The sequence below is a fragment of the Massilia sp. Leaf139 genome, from assembly GCF_001424165.1.
Classification (GTDB): Bacteria; Pseudomonadota; Gammaproteobacteria; order Burkholderiales; family Burkholderiaceae_D; genus Telluria.
The window spans coordinates 438,271-460,256 of the sequence record NZ_LMOJ01000012.1 but is presented as its reverse complement, the minus strand read 5'-3'; the positions used below and the strand labels follow the sequence as shown (position 1 = coordinate 460,256).

Genomic DNA, 21,986 nt, shown 5'->3' with positions numbered 1-21,986 from the left:
ACATGCTCGACATCGACCTGAATGGCGAGCCCTATCGCCTGCCGCAAGGGCAGACCCTGGACGACCTGGTGCGCGCCCTCGGCATCGGGGGGCAGGCGGTGGCGCTGGCCGTGAACCGCCAGGTGGTGCCGCGCCGGCTATGGGGAGAACGTCCGCTCGCGCAGCAGGATCGGGTGGACATCGTGCGCGCCATCGGCGGCGGCTGAGGAGGAGAACCTATGAACGAAGACCTATTGACCATCGCAGGCAAGAGCTACCATTCGCGACTGCTGGTCGGCAGCGGCAAGTACCGCGACCTGAACGAAACGCGCGAGGCCACGCTCGCGGCCGAAGCCGAGATCGTGACGGTGGCGATCCGGCGCGTGAACATCGGCCAGGACGCGAATGCCCCGAACCTGCTCGACGTGCTGCCGCCGAACCGCTTCACCATCCTGCCCAACAGCGCGGGCTGCTACAACGCGCAGGACGCCGTCTACACGCTGCAGATGGCGCGCGAGCTGCTCGACGGGCACCGGCTCGTCAAGCTGGAGGTGCTGGGCGACGAGAAGACCCTGTTCCCGCACATGCCGGAGACGATCAAGGCGCTGGATATCCTGGTGCGCGACGGCTTCGACGTGATGGTCTACTGCAGCGACGACCCGGTGCAGGCGCGCATCCTGCAGGAGATCGGCGCGGTGGCGGTGATGCCGCTCGCTTCCCTGATCGGCTCGGGCATGGGCATCCTCAACCCCTGGAACCTGGGGCTGATCATCGAGGAGGCGACGGTGCCGGTGCTGGTCGATGCCGGCGTCGGCACCGCGTCGGATGCGGCCATCGCCATGGAACTCGGCTGCGACGGCGTGCTGATGAACACGGCGATCGCGAATGCGCGGAAGCCCGTGCTGATGGCGCAGGCGATGAAGCTGGCGGTGCAGGCCGGGCGCGCAGCCTACCTGGCCGGGCGCATGCCCAGGCGCTTCGCCGCCTCGCCGTCCTCGCCGCTCGAGGGGCACATCGCGTGAACCCGCCCTGCGTGCTGGTCTTCGCCGGACTCGACCCCGGCGGCGGGGCGGGCCTGGCGGCCGACGTGCAGGCGATCGCCGCGCAGGGCGCGCACGCGCTGCCGGTGGCGACCGCGCTCACGGTGCAGGACAACGAGCGCGTACACGCGGTGCAGCCGGTCGACGCCGGTTTCGTGCTGCGCCAGGCCGAAGCGGTGGCGGCCGTGTGCGCCATTGGCGCCGTCAAGATCGGCATTCCCGGCAGCCGCGCGAACGCGCGCGCGATCGCCGGCCTGCTGCGCCGCCTGCGCGCGCACAACCCAGGACTGCCGATCGTGCTCGACCCGGTGCTCTCGAGCGGCCGCGGCGACGCGCTGGGCACGGACGACCCGGTCGAGAGCGTGGCCGAACTGCTGGCGCTGGCCACCATCGCGCTGCCGAACGAGCCGGAGGCCTGCAGTATCGGCGACCTCATCAGCGACTCAGTTTGTGCCCAGCTCCTGGTCACGGGCGGCCATGGCGAGGGCCAGTTCGTCACCAACCGCTGGTACCGCGACGGCGCCCTGGTGCAGCGCTGGCGCTGGCCGCGCCTGCCTGCGCAGTACCACGGCAGCGGCTGCACGCTGGCCGCGGCGCTGGCGGCGCGCCTGGCGCTGGGCGAGGGCATGCTCGACGCCCTCGGCGCGGCCCAGGCCTACTGCCATGCGGCGCTCGCGCAGGCCTATGCGATCGCCCCCGGGCAGCGCATTCCGCGCCGCTTTCTTCAACCGTCCTCTTAAGGAGCCCCCATGCGCGGCCTCTACCTCGTCACCCCCAACTGGAGCGATACCGACCGCCTGCTGGCCGCCACCGAAGCGGCCCTGCGCGGCGGCGCCGCCCTGGTGCAATACCGGAACAAGGACGCCGACGGCAGCCTGCGCCTGGAACAGGCCACGGCGCTGCTGGCGCTGTGCCGGCGCCACCGGCGCCGCCTCGTCGTCAATGATCACCTCGACCTGTGCATGCGCATCGACGCCGACGGCGTGCATCTAGGCGCCCTCGACGGCGCGCCGACAGCGGCGCGGCGGGCACTGGGGCAGGACAGGATCGTCGGCGTCTCCTGTTACGGCGAGCTGGCGCTGGCGCACGCGGCCGAGCGCGACGGCGCCAGCTATGCCGCCTTCGGCGGCTTTTATCCGTCGCCGGTGAAGCGTTATGATTTCGTCACGCCGCCGGCCCTGCTCGATACGGCGCGCGCACAGCTGGCGCTGCCGCTGGTCGTCATCGGCGGCATGACGGCGCAGAACGCGGCGCCGCTGGTGGCGCGCGGGGCGGACATGGTGGCGGCAATCACGGCTGTCTATGGCGACTCCGAACCGGAAGCGGCGGCGCGGCGCATGGCGGCCTTGTTCGATAAGCCAGAGATCGGGTGACTTCTCGTTGCAAGGGAGAGACAAATCGGGGTGGCGATGCACGCCGTTGTTTATTGCCTTGCGGCAAAAATATATAATCCCGGTATTCTTTTCTCTCCTACCCCCTCATTATCATGGACAACACGTTGATGAACGATGGCGTGCTCGAAGCGCTCGCCTTTAAACTCGGCAACGAGGAATACGGCATCAAGATCCTGAAAGTTCAGGAAATCCGCGGCTACGAATCGGTGACGCGCATCGCCAGCGCGCCGGAACACGTCAAGGGCGTGGTCAACCTGCGCGGCACCATCGTGCCGATCGTCGACATGCGCATCAAGTTCAAGCTGGGCGAGCCGACCTACAACCAGTTCACCGTCGTGATCATCCTGAACATCCAGGATCGCGTGGTGGGCATGGTGGTCGATTCGGTCTCGGACGTGATCTCGCTGACCGCCGACCAGATCAAGCCGGCACCCGACATGGGCGGCGCGCTGAACACCGACTACCTGGTCGGCCTCGGCACCGTCGACGAGCGCATGATCATCCTGGTCGACATCGACCGCCTGATGTCGTCGGAAGAGATGGGCGTCATCGACACCGTCGCCGCGTAAGGCACAGCCGCTTCGCACGAAACCCGTCCCCGAGGCGGGTTTTTTCATGCCCGAATTTATACCTCGATCGAGCGTGCCGCACCCGGCTTGCGCTTGTGCCTACAATGGCGCCATCGACTATTTTCCATAAAAAACCGATGCGCCTTCTCCGCCTGATCGTCCGTACCCGCCGCCACCCGTCCGCCATCCTGCTGCTGTCCCAGCTGCTGGGCATGGTGCTGTATCCCTTCCTCGAACAGACGCGTTACGGCCACGTTGCCTTCAACGCCTTCGGCATCGTGATCCTCGCCTTCACCATCCGCATGGTGCGCCGCACGCCCGGCGAAACCTGGTTCTGCGTCGCGATGTCGGTGCCGATCATCGCGCTCCTGACGGCGCAGATGCTGTTCGAGCTGCCTTACCTGCAAGCCTGGTCGTCGGCCCTGGAAGCCTTGTTCTATTTCTATGCCGCCGGCAGCCTGATCGCCTACATGATGGCCGACCGCCACGTCACCACCGACGAGCTGTTCGCCGCCGGCGCGACCTTTACTTTGCTGGCCTGGGGTTTCACCCACCTCTACCTGGTGGTGCAGGCGCTGGCGCCCGGGTCGTTCGCCGCCGCCGTCAATGCCGACCTCCCGCGCACCTGGACGGAGCTGAATTACCTCAGCTTCGCGCTGCTGTCCTCGACGGGTATCGGCGACGTCATTCCCCTGACGGTGCACGCGCGTGCGCTGGCCAGCATCGAGATGTTCGTCGGCTTGATGTATTTGGCATCCGTCGTGGCGCGTTTGATCGGGTTGACGATGCAGCCGTCGAGCAAACAATAAGACGCTGCCGGTTTGCCGAGGGCAAACGCATGGGCACCCGTGCCCACGCGTTTCACCGCATGAAACCACGCGACGTAAAAAAAGGACGCCGAAGCGTCCTTTTTTACGGTGGGCCTACAACCAAATTACATCCCGCAGCCCAGCGACTTGATCCGGTCGTAGGCAGCCTTCGCCTGCACCAGACCGAAGCCGTACTTGGTGTCGCGGCCAGCGGTGCCCAGGTCGAGCGCGCTCTTGCCCAGCGAAGCGCGGATCTGGGTGGCGGTGCAGGTCGGGAAGTAGCTCCACACCAGGGCGGCGACGGCCGAAACGTGCGGCGTTGCCATCGAGGTGCCGTCGAAGTAGGCGTAGTTCGATGCCTTGATACCGACGGTGGCGCTCTGGCCCAGCTGCGCTTTCATCGCAGTGCCGGCCGCGTCGGTGGCGGTGACCGACGGGATGCTGGTCACGACCGTGCCCAGCGTGCCGCCGAAGGCGCCTGCCACGTTGTTGTACACGACTGCGCCGACGCCGCCGCTGTTCTGGCAGTTCTGCACCTTGACCGCGAAGTCGACCGTGCCGCGCTGGATCAGGCAGACCTTGCCCGAAACGGCGGTGTTGACCTTGTCGCCGATGCCGAAATCGGCCAGCGGCGCGGTCGCGGTTTTCACCGGCGAGCCTTCCATCGCGCCCGGTGCATAGCTCGACGAACCGACCGTCAGCACGGCTTCCTGGCCGGAGCCCATCGGCACGGTCGACAGCACGCCGACGCCTGGGCCGGCCAGTTCGACCTTGCTGTTGTACTGCGAGAAGCTAGCCCAGGCCTTGTTCTCGTCGACCGCGCCGACCGAGACCACGCTGGCGTAGCCGGCAGGGTAGGAGGCACGGGTGTTGCCGTCGTTGCCGGCGGCGGCGATCGAGAGGATGCCGGCCGCTTCCAGCGAGGCGAAGGTGTTCTTCTCGGTGTTGTTCGAGACCGAGCCGCCCAGCGACATCGAGATCACGTTCGCACCCGCGGCCTTGCACTTGTTGGCGGCCGAGGCCAGGCTCGACGAATAGGCCCAGGCGTCCGCGCCGAACACTTTGACGATGTGCAGTTTGAGCTGCTTGTTGGCGTTGACGCCGACTACGCCGGTGCCGCTGTTGTTGATCGCGGCGATGGTGCCGGCGACGTGGGTGCCGTGGTGGTTCTCGTCGGTGTACCACCAGCCGGTGCCGCTGTCGTATTCGCCGGTGACGACGTTGGCCGACAGGTCTTCGTGGTTGCGGTCGTAGCCGGAGTCGATGATGCAGACCTTGCGATTGGCGGCGGCGGCATCGCTCAGCAGGTCGGCCTGCACCATCTTGATTCCGTATGGCACCAGCTGGCCGGCGGCGTAAGGGGTGCCGGTCGATGGCGAGGTCAGCGCCAGCGGATAACGCTTCGCATCTTCCTCGATGTATTCGACGTTCGGGTTGTTTTCCAGGCCTTTCAGCGCGGCGCGCGGCACTTCGACGGCCATCGCGTCCTCATTGAAGATTTCGTGCTTGACCTTGCCTTTGAGGTTGCCGACCAGGCCTTTCAGGAGGGCTTTCTGGCCTTTCTTGAACTTGACGATGACGCGGGTGGTGTCGCCGTCAACCTCGGCGGCGCTGGCGGTATTGCAGAGCATCCCGACCGCGGCTGCGACCAGGCACAGGCTGAAAGTCTTTTTCGTAAAACGAGTCGAACGTTGAATCATGTTTACTTCTCCGTATAAAAGCCTATCGAAATGCCGCGATTCTTTGCTCGCGTGCACGTTTCTATAAAACGTTTTGTTTGCCGTAAATAAAACAACTGCTGCGGCTGAGGCCAGTGTAGGCACGGGTTGTATGTATGTGCAATTGACAAATCAATCGTGCTCAGCCGTGTTGCAATGTTGCACACTCGCACGATTGAAAACGGTATGAATGATTTATTTGATGCTATATTTTTGGCCCTTGCTATTGTGCAAGTGCAGCATTTTTGCAGGGTGCATAGGCGACGTTGTTTTCCGGTGCTTGGTATGATGGCAAACCCCTCTACCTACCAAGTCACAGGAATATTCATGAAAACCAAGGCAGCGATTGCATGGAAAGCGGGTCAGCCGCTCACGATCGAAGAAGTCGAGCTCGACGGCCCACGCGCCGGCGAGGTACTGGTCGAAGTCAAGGCCACCGGGATTTGCCACACCGATTACTACACCCTCTCGGGCGCCGACCCGGAAGGCCTGTTTCCGGCCATCCTCGGCCATGAAGGCGCCGGCGTCGTGGTCGACGTCGGCCCGGGCGTGACCAGCCTGAAGAAGGACGATCACGTCATCCCCCTGTACACGCCGGAATGCCGCCAGTGCAAGTTCTGCCTGTCGCAGAAGACCAACCTGTGCCAGGCGATCCGCTCCACGCAAGGCCGCGGCCTGATGCCGGATGCGACGTCCCGCTTCTCGCTCGACGGCAAGCCGATCTTCCACTACATGGGTACCTCGACCTTCTCGAACTACATCGTGGTGCCGGAAATCGCGCTGGCCAAGGTGCGCAATGACGCCCCGTTCGACAAGATCTGCTACATCGGCTGCGGCGTCACCACCGGTATCGGCGCCGTGATCTTCACGGCCAAGGTGGAGGCGGGCGCCAACGTCGTCGTCTTCGGCCTGGGCGGCATCGGCCTGAACGTGATCCAGGCGGCGAAGATGGTCGGCGCGGACAAGATCATCGGCGTCGACATCAATCCGGCACGCGAGGAGATGGCGCGCAAGTTCGGCATGACCCATTTCGTCAATCCGACCCAGGTCGAGAACGTTGTGGACACGATTGTCCAGATCACCGACGGCGGCGCCGACTACTCCTTCGAGTGCATCGGCAACGTGAAGACCATGCGCCAGGCGCTGGAGTGCTGCCACAAGGGCTGGGGCCAGTCGATCATCATCGGCGTGGCCGAGGCGGGCGCGGAAATCTCGACCCGTCCGTTCCAGCTGGTGACCGGGCGCGAATGGAAGGGTTCCGCTTTCGGCGGCGCGCGCGGCCGCACCGACGTGCCGAAGATCGTCGACTGGTACATGGAAAACAAGATCAACATCGACGACCTGATCACCCATCACCTGCCGCTCGAGCGCATCAACGAAGGCTTCGACTTGATGAAGTCGGGCGAGTCGATTCGTTCGGTGGTCGTGTACTAAGCTTAAAATTGAGAGCGTCCGACAGGGCGCCCAAGGCAAGGCGCATTGTCGAAGACAGTACGCTAGTACGGCGAGACGATGCAACATGGCCATGGGTGTTCTGTCGGACGCTCTCGCTGCCTGTTCCGCAAAGGCGGCATTCTGTCGCACGGCGCGGGCGGGCGGCATGCGGTTCTCCTACAGTGGCTCCATCGTCAATCGACCTGGAGACCACCATGCAAGCACGCCACTCGTTCACTTCCCGCTTCAAACACGCACTCCTGCTGGGCGCCACGGCTGCCGCCTGCGCCGCGCCGCTGCTGAGCGTACAAGCCGCGCCGCCGTCCGACGGCGTGCACAAGGTACGCGCCATCCACCGCGGCGAAGGCGGCGAACCCTATGCGCTGGTGCGCGAAGGCACCCGCATCGACATGACCGGCGACCACGTCTCCGGCGCCGACATCAAGGCCCTCAAGCGCAACGTGCAGGGCGACTTCTTCTGGTTCCGCAAGGACGGCAAGGACTTCATCGTGCAGGACGTGGCTACCCTCGAGCGCGTGCGCCAGGCCTGGGCGTCGATGGAAAAAACCGGCGCCGAGATGGAAAGGCACGGCGAGGAAATGGGCCGCCACGGCAAGGCCATGGGCGACTACGGTAACCAGATGGCGATGGCCGCCGTCACCCTGAACAAGACGAAGATGGAAGCCATCGGCAAGAAGATGGAAGACGCCGGCAAGCCGATGGAAGCGCTCGGCAAGAAGATGGAAGTGCTGGGCGAGCAGATGGAAGCGCAACAAAAGGACGCCGACCGCGCCACGCGCGGCATCATCAGCGAGGCCGTCGCCAGCGGCAAGGCGCGTCCGGCCCCGCAACGCGGTTAAAAATACGTTGGCAATGGCGTACCGTAGGGTGGGCTCTCCGAGCCCACGCGTTACGGGCGTCTCCTTTTGCCGTTGGCGCCGATGCTTTATTCCCGGCCTTCTAAAAAACGCACGAGCGCGGTAACCATCCTTGCAAACGTCGGTGGGCGAGACTTCCCGGTTCCGGGCCACGGGACGCGTGCGTAACGCGTGGGCTCGGAGAGCCCACCCTACGGTGCACCGCCGCCAACGATTGAATTATTTTCCCTGCGCCGGCACGAACTCTTCCATCACCGCCTTGCGCAGCAGGCTTGGCGGCACCAGACCCTGGGCCAGCACGAAGTCGTTGAACTTCTGGCGATCGAACTTGCCGCGCAGCGCCACCTCGGCGGCCTGGCGGGTTTCCATCAGGCGCTGGTAGCCGTAGAAGTAGGAGGTGGCCTGGCCTGGCGCGCGGAAGGTGTAGCGCTGCATTTCCTGGGTTGCCATGCCTTCCGACAGGCCGACGTCGCGCATCAGGAAGCTTTTCACGCCGTCGGGCGTGATCTCGCCCAGGTTCACCATCGGGTCGAGGAAGGCGCGGGCGGCGCGCTGGGCGCGGGCCTGCAGCGCGAACAGCTGGCCGTCGAGCGGCTCGTAGGGCTGCATCTCGGCTTCCGCATACAGGGCCCAGCCTTCGACGTTGACGCTGTTGAAGGCGAACACGGCGCGCGCGGTGGAGACGCCGGTTTCGATCATCTTCGCAAATTGCAGCTCGTGGCCGGGACGCGCCTCGTGCGCCGTGAGCGACCAGGTGCCTGCCTGGTGGGTGAAGTCGTCGAAGATCAGGCGCTTGCCGCTGGCGTCCGGCGGCATGCCGGTGGTGAGCACGAATTCGCCGTATTCGCCGGTGTTGCCGATCAGGCGCGGAGGGCTCATGTGCGGCGCCGGCTGGGCCGCGTTCTCGGCCATTGAAGCCAGGCGGATCACAGCCTTGCGGCTCGGGAGCGTCACCACGCGCTGCTCGCGCACCGCCGCTTCCAGCGCGGCCAGGCGCTCGGCGTAGAGCGGCATCACCTTGTCCGCCGGGATCTGCTGCTTTTTCAGCTCGAGCATGACGGCGCGGTAGTCGCTGTCCTTGAAGCCGCGTTCCTTCGCGATCAGGTTGGCCGTGATCTGCATCTGGTTGCGGATCTCGGCGAACGAGGTCAGGGCCTTGGCGATCAGTTCCTGCGGCTTGATGTCGACGCCGAAGTTTTTCAGGTTGTCGGCATAGACCTCCGGCGGCAGTTTATGGTCGGTGCGGGCGCGCGGCAGCATCTCGGTTTTCAGGCGCGCGTTGTAGGCGGTGAGCTGCTTTTCCAGCGCGTCGAAGCGGCTCTCCCAGCCTTTCAGTTCGCTCTTGACGAGCAGTTCGCGCATGCCCTTCAGCAGGGTCGGGCCGTCATTGAGCGCCTGCTCGATCTCGCCCTTGTACGGGCCGAGCAGGTTCTTGTTGGCCTTCAGGCGTTCCTGCAGGCGTTCGTGCGCCAGCTCGGTGACCGGCCGGTAGCCCTTGGCCAGGCCGGCGTACTTGTCCAGCCGTACCAGTAGGGCTTGCTGGCGCGCCTTCGGGATGCGGGGATCGAGCGTGCCGCGCACGACGCCGAAGATCATGCCGGTGAGGTCGTCGAAGGGCATGAAGTACTTGCGCTGCAAGGTATTGGAGGTGATCTGGTCTTGCGCCTTGTCGATCAGGATCTGCAAGTCCTGCTTCACCTTCGAATCGGTCTCGGCCTTCATGCGCTTTTGCAGATCCGCGATGGCGGCGCGCAGATCCTTGTTGTTGGCCTCGAACTGGTCGCGCGACATGTCGGTGATCTGCTCGTCGTAGCCGTCCACGCCCAGCGAGCTCGCGCTTTCAGGCGAATACTTCGCCAGCACGTTCAGTAGCACCTTGGCGTTCTCGTTGCTCTTCGTGACCCAGGCGGGTTCGGCGGCAAACGCGGGCAACGACAGGGAGGTGGCCAGCAGCGTGGAGAGAACGGTCTTGACGAGGGGACGGGAAGTCGGCATTGCATTCCTTTGTGGTCGTGGACGAAAGCGCGGGCGCGAGCATTCCGGGCCGGTGTCGCGCGGGCGGGACGATTTTACCTTGCACCCGTGTAAAAAATTGCAAAGATTTTCCCGGCCCGCTGCGTGGGAACGAGGGAGCGCACGCCTCTGGAAACAAGCCGTTACCAAAAGGTCAGGATTGGAAGAATTTTTGTCTATGCAAGCATGCGACAATTGCAGCTGATCATATTCCGCAATACACGCCATCTTTCACCTTCATGCCTGCCAAATACCTCAGCGATTCCTCCGCATTTGCCGTTCCTCTCCGTCACCCCGCCAAAACGGCGATCGCGCTCGCTGCGCTGCTCGCCAGCGTCTCGGCCGCCGCCCAGCAGGCGACGCCCGCGCCGGCAACCACCGCGCCCGCGGCCACCGCGCCCGCGCCTGCGCCGGCGCCCGTGACCGAACAAAACCAGGCCACGGCAGACGCGCCGGCCACCGTCTCGGTCACCACCCGGCGCAACGCGAACCGTATCGACCGCCAGGTCTATGACGTGAAAGCCGATCCGGCCAGCTCGAACGACAGCGTGGCCGACACCCTGAACAAGGTGCCGTCGGTCGCCGTCGATGCGGACGGCGCGGTGAGCCTGCGCGGCAAGAGCAATGTGCAGATCTACGTCGACGGCAAGCCGTCGGCCATGATGCAGGGCGAGAACCGCGCCGCGGCCATCAGCGCGATCCCGGCGGCCGATCTCGATTCGGTCGAGGTCATCAACAATCCCGGCGCGCAGTTCGGCAACGAGGGCGGCGGCGGGCCGATCCTGAACCTGGTGATGCGGCGCGAGCGCACGCCGGGCGGCTTCGGCTCGGTAAGCGCGAACGCCGGCAGCAAGGGCCGCTTCAACGGGAATACCTTCGGCAGCTACACGACCGGGCGCATCAGTGCGCAGGGCGGCGTGTTCGGCCGCCACGACGAGCGCAACTCGACCGGCGAGACGGTGCGCGAACGCATCGACCCGGCCACCGGCGCCGTGGCGCGCAGCACGCAGGTGTCGAACAGCCAGACCGACACCAATTTCGTTGGCGTGAACGGCACGGTCAGCTACAACTTGGGAGAGAAGGACGTGGTCGCCGCCTCGCTGATGGCTGGCGGCAGCGACAACGAAGCCGTCTCCAGCGAACGCTACCAGGGCGCGAACTTCGCCGGCGTGCCCGACAGCGATTACCTGCGCACGGGCCGCCGCGAAGGCAGCACGCGCAACTACAACTTCTCCACCCGCTACGACCACAAGGGCGATGCGCAGGGCGAGCTGTTCAAGCTGGATCTGCGCCTGTCCGGCGCGAAGAACGAAGGCGACAGCCGCAACGCCACCGACTACACGGTGCGCCCGCCGAATGCCCAGGCCGCCAACACGCGCCAGGACAACCTGAACCAGAACCGCATCGCCGACTTCACCGGCGACTACGAGCTGCCGGGCGCGCACGGCACCTTCCGCACGGGCTTCAAGCTGGCGCGCACCAGCAGCGTGTTCGACAACGCCTATCTCGACGTCGACGCCGCCACCCTGGCCGAGCGCATCAACACCAACCGCACCAACCGCTTCGAGCTCGACGAGACGACGGCGGCGCTGTACACCTCCTACCAGTGGCGCATCAACAGCGCGTGGAGCGTGCAGGGCGGCCTGCGCGCCGAGTACACCGATGTCGACATGTTCCAGGTCACCACCAATGTCCGCGCCAGCAATAACTACCTGGACGCGATTCCGAGCGCCTTCGTCACCTACGGCTGGTCGGACGACACCACGATCCGCCTGAACTACGCGCACCGTATCCGCCGTCCGGGCGCGGGCGACCTGAATCCCTTCGTCATCTACGTCGACGAATTCAACGTCTCCTCGGGCAACCCGAACCTGCGCCCGAGCGATTCCGACTCGCTCGAACTGGGCATGGAAACCAAGCTGGGCAAGGTGGATACGACCCTGCGCTTGTACGCGCGCCGGGATACCGACCTGATCTCCGAGCGCCGCTTCTTCCTGGACAATAACGTCCTGCTGACGACGCGCGAAAACGCCGGCAGCAACAACTCGGGCGGCCTCGAGTTTTCCTTCGGCGGCAAAGTGACCGAGAAGCTGAGCCTGAACGCCAGCGGCAACCTCGGCTATGCCGAGCAGACCATCCTCGGCAGCGCCAGCGGCGACAAGCGCACGGCGACTTCGATCAACGGCCGCGCCCGCATCGGCTACCAGCTCGACCGCGAAAACCAGTTCCAGCTGATGATCAACGCGCAAGGCAAAACCCTGCTCGGCGAGGGTTACCGCGAGCCCTCGACCACAGCCGATTTCAACTACCGCCGCCAGCTGAGCCCGGCGCTGTCGCTGGTCGTCAACGTCAACGACATCTTCGATTCGCAGAAGATGGACGTGATCACCGAAACCGACCGCCTGCGCCAGACCAGCACCCGCCGCTTCGACGGCCGCACTTTCTCGGTCGGCCTGAACTACCGCTTCGGTGGCCCCGGCCAGCGTCCGGGCGGGCCAGGCATGCGCGGCCCGGGTGGCCCGGGCATGGCGCCGGGCGGCTTCGGCGGCCCTGGCCGCTGAGCTGGCTAAGCCGGCGCCTTCGCAAGCGCTCCTGTGCCAGACTGGAGGCAATCAATCCATGGCAAGGAGCGCAGCATGAATACCGAAAAACCTACCCCTGATCCGCAGGAAAACCAGGCCGGCCAGCCGGCCGCGCAGCAGCCCGCTGCGCAGTCGCCGGCCGATGCCTTCGACGGCCTGAAGGACAAGAAACCGGAAGAGCTGACGCCGGAAGAACTGCGCCTGATGGCCGATACCATGCCGGGGGAGGGGCCGGGCGACTGAATGAATTAGCCGGTGTACGCATGCGTCGCACGCGACCCGCCTAGCGCGGCTGCAGCGCAATGACCGCCATCCCCGCCAGCGCCAGCGCCGCGCCGGCAGCATCCCAGCGCGTCAGGCCGACGCCGTCCACAAAACGCAGCCACAGCAGCGCCACTGCGATGTACATGCCGCCATAGGCCGCGTAGGTGCGGCCGGCAGCGGTCGGGTGCAGGGTCAGCAGCCAGGCGAACAGGGCCAGCGACACGGCCGCCGGAACCAGCAGCCAGGGGGATTTGTCCTGTTTCAGCACCAGCCCGGGCAGGTAGCAGCCGACGATTTCGGCAAGGGCGGTAAAGGCGAAGAGGGCGGCGAGCTTGATCAGTTCCGGCATCGCGTGCTGCCTCAATGCCCGGCGAAGATGAGGTGCAGCGGATACATCGCGTACAGCATCAGCAGGACGACGCAGAGCGAACCCAGGCTGACGCGCCAGGCGCGGTTCCTGTCCGCTAGCCGGGCCCAGGCCAGCAGCAGCCACACGATGCAGGCGCCGGGCACATACAGCCAGTGCCACTGCAGCGAAAACGCCAGTGACGACCACATCGGCAGCCGGCCGTGGATGGCCATCAGCACGTCCACGAATGAGCGCGTGCCGCCGCCCCAGACCCAGTAGGCGGCGATGAGGGCCTGCAAGGCGGCGAACAGGGCGATCAGGAAAAAGGGCGTGGCGCGCATGCGGGTTCAGTGGGCGATATAAACCTGGCAAGTCTAGAGGGAATGTGTCTTGGTTGCAACTCACCGGCCTTCCATGCGCGATATTGCTTTAGCAATATTTGTATGTCAGCATGCGGGATCATTTTCCGGAACCACATCCATGCACCACCTCACCCGTCTTGCCGTCGCCGGCGCGCTCGCCTGCGCCGCCAGCCTTTCCATTGCCCAGACCTCCCAGCCGGAACGCCCGGCCACGACCTTCCCCTATACGCCCGGCCTGGACGTAACGGCGATGGACAAGCAGGCCGATCCCTGCGTCGACTTCTATCAGTACGCCTGCGGCGGCTGGATGAAGAACAATCCGGTGCCGAGCGACCAGGCGCGCTGGTCGGTCTACAGCAAGCTGGCGCAGGACAACCAGCGCTACCTGTGGGGCATCCTCGACGGCCTGGCGAAACAGAAGGACGGCCGCAGCGCCACCCAGCAGAAGATCGGCGATTACTTCGGCGCCTGCATGGACGAGGGCGCGATCGCAGGGCGCGGCGCGGCGCCGCTGCAACCCTGGCTCGACCAGATCGATGCCTTGTCCAGCAAGCGCGACCTGCCGCGCCTGCTGGCGGCGCTCCAGTTGACCTTGTCGAGCACGGACTTCTTCTTCGGCTTTTCCGCCAACCAGGACTTTGGCGACTCGACCCGCGTGATTGCGTTTGCCGACGCCGGCGGCCTGGGTTTGCCGGATCGCGACTATTACCTGAAAACCGATGCGCGCTCGAAGCGTCTGCGCGCCGCCTACCTAACGCATATGGCCACTATGTTCGGGCTGATCGGCCAGCCGCCGGCCGTGGCGAAACGCTCGGCGGCGACGGTCATGCGCATCGAGACGGCACTGGCGAAGGCCTCGCTGACGCGCGTCGAGCAACGCGACCCGTATAAACTGTTCAACAAGGCCGACCGCAAGGCCCTGCAGCGCATGACGCCAGGCTTCGACTGGGAGACCTATCTTGCCGAGGTCGGCCAGCCCGGCCTGGATACCTTCAACGTGACGCAGCCGAAATTCTTCCGCGCCTTCGGCAAGCAGCTGCGCACGAGCGAACTCGCCGCCATCAAGACCTACCTGCGCTGGCATGTGCTGCAAGCCATGGCGCCGGCCCTGTCGCCGCAGTTCGACGAGCCGCATTTCGCTTTCTTCAGCAAGACCCTGCGCGGCGTCGAGAAACAGCAGCCGCGCTGGAAGCGCTGCGTGCAGCTGGTCGACGCCCAACTGGGCGAGGCGCTGGGGCAGGAATTCGTCAGCCGCGCCTTCTCCCCGGAACTGAAGGCGAAGTCGCTGCACATGACGCGCCAGGTGGAAGAAGCGATGGCGAAGGACATCGAGTCGCTGGCCTGGATGAGCCCGGAGACCAAGAAGCGCGCCCGCGAAAAACTGGACGCCATCGTCAACAAGATCGGCTACCCGGACACCTGGCGCGACTATTCGGCCTACGAGGTGCAGCCGAACGACTTTGCCGCCAACGTCGTGCGCGGCACGCTGTTCGAGAACCGGCGCCAGCTGGCCAAGATCGGCAAGCCGCTCGACCGCAGCGAATGGCTGATGACGCCGCCGACGGTGAACGCCTATTTCAATCCGCAGATGAACGACATCAATTTCCCGGCCGGCGTGCTGCAGCCGCCGCTGTTCGATCCGAAGATGGATGACGCGCCGGGCTACGGCAACACGGGCGGCACCATCGGCCACGAGCTGACCCATGCCTTCGACGACGAGGGCCGCCAGTTCGATGCCAAGGGGAATCTGAAGGACTGGTGGACGAAAAAGGACGCCAAGGAATTCACGGAACGGGCGCAGTGCATCGTCGACCAGTACGCCCGCTACACCGTGGTGGACGACATCAAGATCAACAGCAAGCTGACGCTGGGCGAAGACGTGGCGGATCTTGGCGGCCTGATCCTCGGCTGGATGGCCTGGCAGTCGCAGATGGCCAGCATGCCGCAGCAGGCCCAGCCTTTGCGTGACGGCTTGACGCCGCAGCAGCGCTTCTTTGTCGGCTACGCACAATGGGCCTGCGAAAACGACCGTCCGGAAAACCTGCGCGTGACGGCGGTGACCGATCCTCACTCGCCGGGCAAGTACCGGGTGAATGGGGTCGTGGTCAACATGCCGGAGTTCGAGAAGGCATTCGCGTGCAAGCCGGGGCAGCCGATGGCGCCGGTGAAGCGGTGCAGGGTGTGGTGATGGCGCGATCGTTCGACATGTAGTTGGAGCGCAGTCGACACGGCAAAAAAAGCCCGCGCGCCAAATCGGCCTGCGGGCTTTTTGCTGCTAACAATACGTATCAATGCTGGTTAATCTTCCCACGCCATGCGCCCGTTTCGGCGCCGCGCTTCTCCAGCATTTCCTTGTAGTTCGACAGGTTGGCACGGGTTTCCATGCGCACTGCGCCCAGGGCGTCGCCGATGGCTTCGAGCACGCCGTCCGGCTGGTAGTCCATCTGTAGGGTCACACGGGTGACGTCGTCGGAAATCTTGTGGAAGGTCACCACGCCGGCATTGTGCACGCCGCCGATGCTGCGCCAGGCGATGCGCTTGTCGGGGATCTGCTCGGTGATTTCCGCATCCCATTCCTTGTCTTCGCCGGCGATGTTCGCCTTCCAGTGCAGGCGCTTGTCGTCGAGCTGGCGGATTTCCTTCACGCTCTTCATGAACTGAGGGAAATCTTCAAACTGGGTGAACTGGTTGTAGGCGGTACGCACAGGCACGTTGACCTCGATGGCTTCGATGATCGACGAGTCGCCGTTCTGGGTGCGGTTCTTTTTCATTTGCTTCGACAGCATCATTCCACCGACGGCAAGGGCGGCAACAGTCACGACTCGGTTCAGCATAAGTTTCTCCTTTAGCAATAACTCGGCTTGCGCGCGACAACAAGCATGGGGGCCCGACCTGAAGCGCGCACAAGCCTCCGTTGGGCTCGAAATGGTTGGGTCGTCATGGGCCACGCGACAATTCGCGTATTTGTCGTTAAGTTAAGCGAATTTCTGAACAGGGGGCGCGCGGGAGACTTATCTACGGATACTGCTGAGTTAAAAGCAGTTGCCTGCACATCGGGCAAGGTTGGCAATTTTTATGAGGAAATTGGCCGATATTCAGGCTGCATGGAATTGACGATTCCGCCGAGTTCCGAAGCGAAGAGTTTATGCCTAGCGGATTTTGGAGTGAAAGAATATTTCACCGATGCGCCGTTTATGAAATTCAATTCCAGTGCCGAACAGTTTCTAAGCGAGACTGGATGGGCATACAGTAGATCGCGGCGGTATAATGGCCGCATGAATCTCCTTCACAATCTCAATCCCGAACAATTGGCCGCGGTCACGCTGCCCTCCCAAAGCGCGCTGATCCTTGCTGGCGCCGGTTCGGGCAAGACCCGCGTGTTAACCACCCGTATCGCCTGGCTGCTCTCGACCGGACAAGTCTCGCCGGCCGGCATCATAGCGGTGACCTTTACCAACAAGGCGGCGAAGGAGATGCTGACCCGCCTGTCGACCATGCTGCCGGTGAACACGCGCGGCATGTGGATCGGCACCTTCCACGGCCTGTGCAACCGCCTGCTGCGCACGCACTACAAGGACGCCGCGCTGCCGCAATCCTTCCAGATCCTCGACTCGCAAGACCAGCTGTCGATGATCAAGCGCCTGTTAAAAGCGGCGAACGTCGACGATGAAAAATATCCGGCCAAGAACCTGATGTACTTCATCAACAATGCCAAGGATCAGGGCCTGCGCGCCGGGCAGGTGGAAGCCTACGACCCGATCGAACGCAAGATGGTCGAGCTGTACGAACTCTATGACCAGCAATGCCAGAAAGAAGGCGTGGTCGATTTCGCCGAGCTGCTGCTGCGCGCCTATGAGCTGCTGTCGCGTAACGGTCCGCTGCGCCAGCACTACCAGATGCGTTTCAAGCATGTGCTGGTCGACGAGTTCCAGGATACCAACGACCTCCAATACAACCTGCTGAAACTGCTGGCCGGCCACGGCGAGCAGGTCGGCGGCGCGATCTTCGCCGTCGGCGATGACGACCAGAGCATCTACGCCTTCCGCGGCGCGAACGTCGGCAACATGCAGGCCTTCGAGCGCGATTTCCAGGTCAAGAACCTGATCAAGCTGGAGCAGAACTACCGCTCGCACGGCAACATCCTCGACAGCGCCAACTACCTGATCGCGAACAACACCAAGCGCCTCGGTAAAAACCTGCGCACGGACGCGGGGCAGGGCGAGCCGGTGCGCATCTACGAAGCCTCGTCCGATCTCGAAGAGGCGCAGTGGATCATCGAGGAAGCCAAGAGCCTGATGGCCGAGGGCCTGGAGCGCAAGGAGATTGCCATCCTCTACCGCTCGAACGCGCAGAGCCGGGTGATCGAGCACGCGCTGTTCGCGGCCGGCATCCCCTATACGGTGTACGGCGGCCTGCGCTACTTCCAGCGCGCCGAGGTCAAGCACGCGATCGCCTACCTGCAGCTGATGGACAATCCGCACAACGATTCGGCCTTCTTGCGCGTGGTGAATTTCCCGACGCGCGGTATCGGCGTGCGTTCGATCGAGCAGCTGCAGATAGCGGCCGATACCTACGGCATTTCGCTGTACGCGGCCGTGCCCTACATGACGGGCAAGGCCGGCACCTCGCTGGGCGGGTTCGTGAAGCTGATCGAGGGCGCGCGCTTCGAGACCCAGCAGCTGGCGCTGCCGGAAATGGTGCGCGTCGTGCTCGAGCGCAGCAACTTGCTGACGCATTACGGCAACGAAAAGGAAAGCGCCGACCGCATCGAAAACCTGGAGCAGATGGTCAACGCGGCGACCCAGTTCGTGCAGGAAGAAGGGTTCGGACAGTTCGCCCCGGCCCACCTGGGCCCGCCGGCGCAGGCGCAGGCCGGCGACGCCGTCGTCTACCAGGACGGCATCGAGATCATGGATGCCGACACGCCGCTGCCGCAGGTCATGTCGCCGCTGTCCGCCTTCCTGGCCCACGCTTCGCTGGAAGCGGGCGACGCCCAGGCCCAGGCCGGCCAGGACGCCATGCAGCTGATGACCGTGCACTCGGCCAAGGGCCTGGAATTCGACGCCGTGTTCATCACCGGCCTGGAGGAGGGCCTGTTCCCGCACGAGACCAGCGCCCGCGAGGCCGATGGGGTCGATGAGGAACGGCGCCTGATGTACGTCGCGATCACGCGTGCGCGCAAGCGTCTGTACATGAGCTTTACCCAGCAGCGCATGCTGCACGGCCAGACCCGTTTTAATATGAAATCGCGCTTCTTCGACGAGCTGCCCGAAGAAGCCCTGAAATGGCTGTCGCCGCGCGTGCAGAGCCACTGGTTCGCCAAGAACAAGGCGCCGAACGCCTGGGACGACGCCGCCTTCCGCAATGCCGGCAGCGACAACAAGATCGCCCAGCAGATCACGCAGAAGTCGAGCGGCGGCTCGGGCTGGCGCATCGGCGAAGCGGTGGCCCACGCCAAGTTCGGCGAGGGTGTGATCGTGAACATCGAAGGCGGCGCCGGCGCCGCGCGCGCGCAGATCAATTTCGGCGCGGCCGGGATGAAGGTGCTGGATCTGTCCGTGGCGAAGCTGGAGCGCGTCAGCCGCTGATCATCATGGTCAACGGCTGATCGTAGGGTGGGCGCCCCGTGCCCTGCCTTATCAGGCAGGGCGCTTCGTGGGCGGGCAGCATGCTGCCCGAATTCCCCACTACGCCCCCACGCGGTACTGAGCGTGCATGCCAGGACGCCGCGTTCGGCTACGTGCTGCGATGTTCACAAGCATTGCGGTGTGCATCGGTACGACCGCGTGGCACGGGGCGCCCGGTGAAACCGTAGGCGAGGTCATTGGCCTCGCCCACCCCTATGAACTACTCCTCCGCCGCGGCCTTCCGGCTCCTCAACCAGCCCCCCAGCGCCAGCACGAGCGCGCTGAAGGCCGCCAGCCCACCACTCACGAAGCGCTGCTCGCTGTCGCTCAACGCGCTGAACAGATCGAGCAGCGCATTGCCGCCATACACGGCTGCGTACAGCCCACCAGCAGTCAGCACCAGGGCAAGGCTGACAATGAGGAAGCGCATGATGTCCCCTTACTTGTTGAGATTGACGCGCCCGGCCACCGTATCGATCGGCTTGCCGAAAATCTGCCGGTATCCCGCATACATCGCGCATTGCAGCAGCAGCACGAACAGGAAGATCAGCCACATGATCGCCACCCGCGCCAGGCTCGAGCCGCCGAGTACCAGGGCGACGACGAAGCAGACGCCGAAGAAGATCGCGAACCACGCCATCAGCAGCACGATGAACACGCGCGCGTTTTTCAGGACGGCGAAGAAGCTGTAGAAGGTCGCCTTGCCCAGGCTCATCTGCTGCCAGTAGGTGAGCGGCGCGGCAAAGGCGAGCGCGATCAGGACGGCGACGTCGAGCACGAAAATGCCGAGCATGGCCAGCAGATCGGACGCGTGCACCTGCGGCGGGTTGGCCGGGTCGACCGGCTGCGAGACCTGCTGCCAGAAGCTGGCGTCGATCGCCACCTTGGTCAGCAGGGTCAGCAGCAGCGAGGCGCCCAGATAGATCAGGCCGACCTTGCACAGGGCGGGCAACACGGGCTTCTTGAAACCGGTCAGCAGCACGGCGGGCGTGACGCGTTCGCCGTTCTCGATCATCAGGCAAGCCTTCATGAATGCCATCGAGAACGAGGGGATCAGGACGACCGCCACCATCTTGCCCAGCAGGGGCACGGCGCTGACCAGGAGGCTGAACAGGATATTCGCGAACAGCAGGGTGGTCAGTGCGGCAGGCTGTTTGCGGAACAGGCCGGTACCTTCTTTCAGCCAGTTCCAGCCGGTAATTGCGGGCATGTTATTCATTCGTTGTGGGCCAACTTGGTTGCCAACTCGGGTGCGGGCGTGGCGATGCGTTCGCGCAGGATGCGCTCGAAATGGGTGGGATCGTGCGGCGTCAGCATCTCGGCTGCGCGGGGCACGTGGTAATCGTACAGGCGCGACAGCCAGAAGCGCAGGGCCGCGGCGCGCAGCATCGGCTGCCAGGCGGCGTCTTCGTCATCTGTGAAGGGCCGCACGGCGCGGTAGCTCGCCAGCAGCGCATTCACGCGCGCCGTGTCGAGCCTGCCACTGGCGAGGTCGATGCACCAGTCGTTGACGGTCACGGCCAGGTCGAACAGCCAGGTGTCGACGCCGGCAAAATAGAAGTCGAAGCAGCCCGTCAGGCGTTCGCCGACGAACATCACGTTGTTGCGGAACAGGTCGGCGTGGACGGGGCCGCGCTGCAGGCGCGCGTACGTGCTGCTCGCGGCAAACTCGGTCTGGAAGGCGACTTCGTCCCGCAGCAGGCGCGCATTCTCGGGCGACAGGTAGGGCAGCACCTGCGGCATGGTCGCCTGCCACCAGTCGAGCGCGCGCAGGTTCGGCTGCTGCAGCGGAAAGTCGCGCGCCGCCAGGTGCATGCGCGCCAGCATCGCGCCCACTTCGGCGCAGTGGATCGGCTGCGGATCCATCTGCGAGCTGCCCTCGAGTTTGCTGACGATGGCGGCCGGCTTGCCGTGCAGGGCGACGACCAGCTCGCCTGCATGGTTGGCCACCGGCGCCGGCACTGGAATGCCGCGCTCGGCCAGGTGGCGCATCAGCTGCACGTAGAAGGTCAGTTGCTCGAAACTCAGGTTCTCGAACACGGTCAGCACGAACTCGCCGCGCTCGGTCGTCAGGAAGAAATTGCTGTTTTCGATGCCGGATGCGATGCCCTGGAGCGCCGTTGCCTGGCCGAGGGGAAACTGCTCCATCCACTGGGTGAGTTCATCCAGTGTGACTGCGGTGAAAACTGCCATTATGCGAAGGTGGGTTGAGAAGATGAGTCTGGGTGTGCGGACGCGCTGCGCCCGCCTGGCGGCTTGGTGGGCGGTTTGTTCAGCGGGTCGGTCAACGGCTCGCCGGCAGCGGTGGCGGCGGTGGAATGTCGGCCGGCTTCGTCATCGGGACGGTGGCCGCCGGTACATTGCCTGCGGGCGCCCGGGTGGCCGAGGCATTCGCCGCGGCTTTCGTCGTCGCCGGGGTGGCAGCACCGGCCGCCGCTGCGGCAGCTGCCGCTTCGGCATCCGCGGCCGCTTTCTTCTTCGCGTTCAGGTCGAATTCCATCACCTGCCATTGCGGCGCCCGGAAGGCGCTGCTCTGGGCGTCGCCCGGTACCGCATTGCCGGCCGGCTGGTTCGGTTTCAGCACGTAGCGGCTGCGGCCGCTCTGGACTTCGACCTCGGTGACTTGTCCGTTGTTGCGCTTCTCGCGGATCTGGGTGCCGCGGCGCGGTTCGATGTTGGTGGCCGGGGTTTCGCTTTCCGGCTCGATACGTTCGGTGGCCGGCGGCTGGCCGGTGCTCGTCGTCGGCGTGGCCGACGCCGGCGCCGGCGAGGTCTGTCCGGTTGCGGCCGTTTGCGCGCTCACTGCGCCGGCGCAGGCGAGCAGGGCGATCGACAGGGTCAGGCGGGGAATTGAGCGCGGCATGATGGTCACCTTGTATCGTTTGAACCATTGTAACAAACACAGTGACTCGCTGTGAAAAGTGTGCTGGTCATCGGCGCCGCCGCCCCCATATTGTCCGGGTGCACG

General features: G+C 64.7%; 21 protein-coding genes. 12 read left to right on the top strand and 9 right to left on the bottom strand.

Features of this window, described 5'->3' with window-relative positions; translation table 11 throughout:
* The first annotated feature begins 2 nt into the window (after positions 1 to 2).
* The 6 genes from thiS to ASF77_RS10620 all read left to right on the top strand — a co-directional run bounded on the left by thiS (position 3) and on the right by ASF77_RS10620 (position 3,791).
* Positions 3 to 206, top strand: coding sequence for a sulfur carrier protein ThiS (gene thiS, locus ASF77_RS10645; RefSeq protein WP_056339054.1), 204 nt, complete (start codon positions 3 to 5; stop codon positions 204 to 206).
* Positions 207 to 218: 12 nt separating this feature from the next.
* The gene (locus tag ASF77_RS10640; RefSeq protein WP_056338807.1) at positions 219 to 1,001 is read left to right on the top strand and encodes a thiazole synthase; all 783 of its coding nucleotides are present in this window, start codon (positions 219 to 221) and stop codon (positions 999 to 1,001) included.
* Entirely contained in the window at positions 998 to 1,759 is a 762-nt protein-coding gene (locus ASF77_RS10635; protein WP_056338806.1) for a hydroxymethylpyrimidine/phosphomethylpyrimidine kinase, read from the top strand. The genes ASF77_RS10640 and ASF77_RS10635 overlap by 4 nt, the downstream gene beginning before the upstream one ends.
* Positions 1,760 to 1,768: 9 nt before the next feature.
* Positions 1,769 to 2,392 carry a thiamine phosphate synthase gene (gene thiE / locus ASF77_RS10630; RefSeq protein WP_056338804.1) on the top strand — a complete coding sequence of 208 codons (624 nt, stop codon included), beginning with the start codon at positions 1,769 to 1,771 and terminating at the stop codon, positions 2,390 to 2,392.
* 113 nt (positions 2,393 to 2,505) lie between these two features.
* Positions 2,506 to 2,982, top strand: coding sequence for a chemotaxis protein CheW (locus ASF77_RS10625; protein ID WP_056338801.1), 477 nt, complete (start codon positions 2,506 to 2,508; stop codon positions 2,980 to 2,982).
* Between the two features lie 137 nt (positions 2,983 to 3,119).
* Positions 3,120 to 3,791: an ion channel gene (locus ASF77_RS10620; RefSeq protein ID WP_056338799.1), complete on the top strand. Its 672-nt coding sequence runs from the start codon at positions 3,120 to 3,122 to the stop codon at positions 3,789 to 3,791.
* Between the two features lie 125 nt (positions 3,792 to 3,916).
* Here ASF77_RS10620 and ASF77_RS10615 read toward each other — a convergent pair whose 3' ends face one another.
* Entirely contained in the window at positions 3,917 to 5,491 is a 1,575-nt protein-coding gene (locus tag ASF77_RS10615) for a S8 family serine peptidase (protein ID WP_082493700.1), read from the bottom strand.
* Between the two features lie 345 nt (positions 5,492 to 5,836).
* Here ASF77_RS10615 and ASF77_RS10610 point away from each other — a divergent pair, with 345 nt between their 5' ends.
* Complete coding sequence (locus tag ASF77_RS10610) at positions 5,837 to 6,943, top strand: S-(hydroxymethyl)glutathione dehydrogenase/class III alcohol dehydrogenase (protein ID WP_056338797.1); 1,107 nt, start codon at positions 5,837 to 5,839, stop codon at positions 6,941 to 6,943.
* A 215-nt stretch (positions 6,944 to 7,158) separates the two neighbouring features.
* The gene (locus ASF77_RS10605; protein WP_056338796.1) at positions 7,159 to 7,803 is read left to right on the top strand and encodes a hypothetical protein; all 645 of its coding nucleotides are present in this window, start codon (positions 7,159 to 7,161) and stop codon (positions 7,801 to 7,803) included.
* Between the two features lie 237 nt (positions 7,804 to 8,040).
* On the opposite strand, the gene ASF77_RS10600 is transcribed toward ASF77_RS10605, so the two are convergent.
* Complete coding sequence (locus ASF77_RS10600; protein WP_056338793.1) at positions 8,041 to 9,816, bottom strand: DUF885 domain-containing protein; 1,776 nt, start codon at positions 9,814 to 9,816, stop codon at positions 8,041 to 8,043.
* 257 nt (positions 9,817 to 10,073) lie between these two features.
* Here ASF77_RS10600 and ASF77_RS10595 point away from each other — a divergent pair, with 257 nt between their 5' ends.
* Positions 10,074 to 12,395, top strand: coding sequence for an outer membrane beta-barrel family protein (locus ASF77_RS10595; RefSeq protein WP_082493699.1), 2,322 nt, complete (start codon positions 10,074 to 10,076; stop codon positions 12,393 to 12,395).
* A gap of 75 nt (positions 12,396 to 12,470) precedes the next feature.
* Positions 12,471 to 12,659: a hypothetical protein gene (locus ASF77_RS10590; RefSeq protein WP_056338791.1), complete on the top strand. Its 189-nt coding sequence runs from the start codon at positions 12,471 to 12,473 to the stop codon at positions 12,657 to 12,659.
* Positions 12,660 to 12,699: 40 nt separating this feature from the next.
* Here the strand turns inward: ASF77_RS10590 and ASF77_RS10585 are convergent, their stop codons facing one another.
* Positions 12,700 to 13,029 (bottom strand): YnfA family protein, encoded by a 330-nt coding sequence (locus ASF77_RS10585; protein WP_056338789.1) that lies wholly within the window; start codon positions 13,027 to 13,029, stop codon positions 12,700 to 12,702.
* Positions 13,030 to 13,040: 11 nt separating this feature from the next.
* A complete protein-coding gene (locus ASF77_RS10580; protein WP_056338787.1) occupies positions 13,041 to 13,370 on the bottom strand; it encodes a hypothetical protein in 330 nt (109 codons plus the stop codon).
* Between the two features lie 139 nt (positions 13,371 to 13,509).
* Between ASF77_RS10580 and ASF77_RS10575 the strand changes: the two genes are divergently transcribed.
* A complete protein-coding gene (locus tag ASF77_RS10575; protein WP_056338785.1) occupies positions 13,510 to 15,579 on the top strand; it encodes a M13 family metallopeptidase in 2,070 nt (689 codons plus the stop codon).
* A gap of 100 nt (positions 15,580 to 15,679) precedes the next feature.
* Here the strand turns inward: ASF77_RS10575 and ASF77_RS10570 are convergent, their stop codons facing one another.
* The gene (locus ASF77_RS10570; RefSeq protein WP_082493698.1) at positions 15,680 to 16,225 is read right to left on the bottom strand and encodes an SRPBCC family protein; all 546 of its coding nucleotides are present in this window, start codon (positions 16,223 to 16,225) and stop codon (positions 15,680 to 15,682) included.
* 441 nt (positions 16,226 to 16,666) lie between these two features.
* On the opposite strand from ASF77_RS10570, the gene ASF77_RS10565 reads away from it, so the two are divergent.
* Positions 16,667 to 18,979: a UvrD-helicase domain-containing protein gene (locus ASF77_RS10565; protein ID WP_056338783.1), complete on the top strand. Its 2,313-nt coding sequence runs from the start codon at positions 16,667 to 16,669 to the stop codon at positions 18,977 to 18,979.
* A 259-nt stretch (positions 18,980 to 19,238) separates the two neighbouring features.
* On the opposite strand, the gene ASF77_RS10560 is transcribed toward ASF77_RS10565, so the two are convergent.
* The 4 genes from ASF77_RS10560 to ASF77_RS10545 form a co-directional block, all read right to left on the bottom strand.
* On the bottom strand, positions 19,239 to 19,448 hold the full coding sequence (locus ASF77_RS10560; protein ID WP_056338781.1) for a hypothetical protein: 210 nt from the start codon (positions 19,446 to 19,448) through the stop codon (positions 19,239 to 19,241).
* 9 nt (positions 19,449 to 19,457) lie between these two features.
* Entirely contained in the window at positions 19,458 to 20,228 is a 771-nt protein-coding gene (locus ASF77_RS10555) for a BPSS1780 family membrane protein (RefSeq protein ID WP_229445375.1), read from the bottom strand.
* 5 nt (positions 20,229 to 20,233) lie between these two features.
* Entirely contained in the window at positions 20,234 to 21,211 is a 978-nt protein-coding gene (locus ASF77_RS10550) for a homoserine kinase (RefSeq protein WP_056338776.1), read from the bottom strand.
* 91 nt (positions 21,212 to 21,302) lie between these two features.
* A complete protein-coding gene (locus ASF77_RS10545; protein WP_156648836.1) occupies positions 21,303 to 21,881 on the bottom strand; it encodes a DUF2782 domain-containing protein in 579 nt (192 codons plus the stop codon).
* Between the last annotated feature and the right edge of the window lie 105 nt (positions 21,882 to 21,986).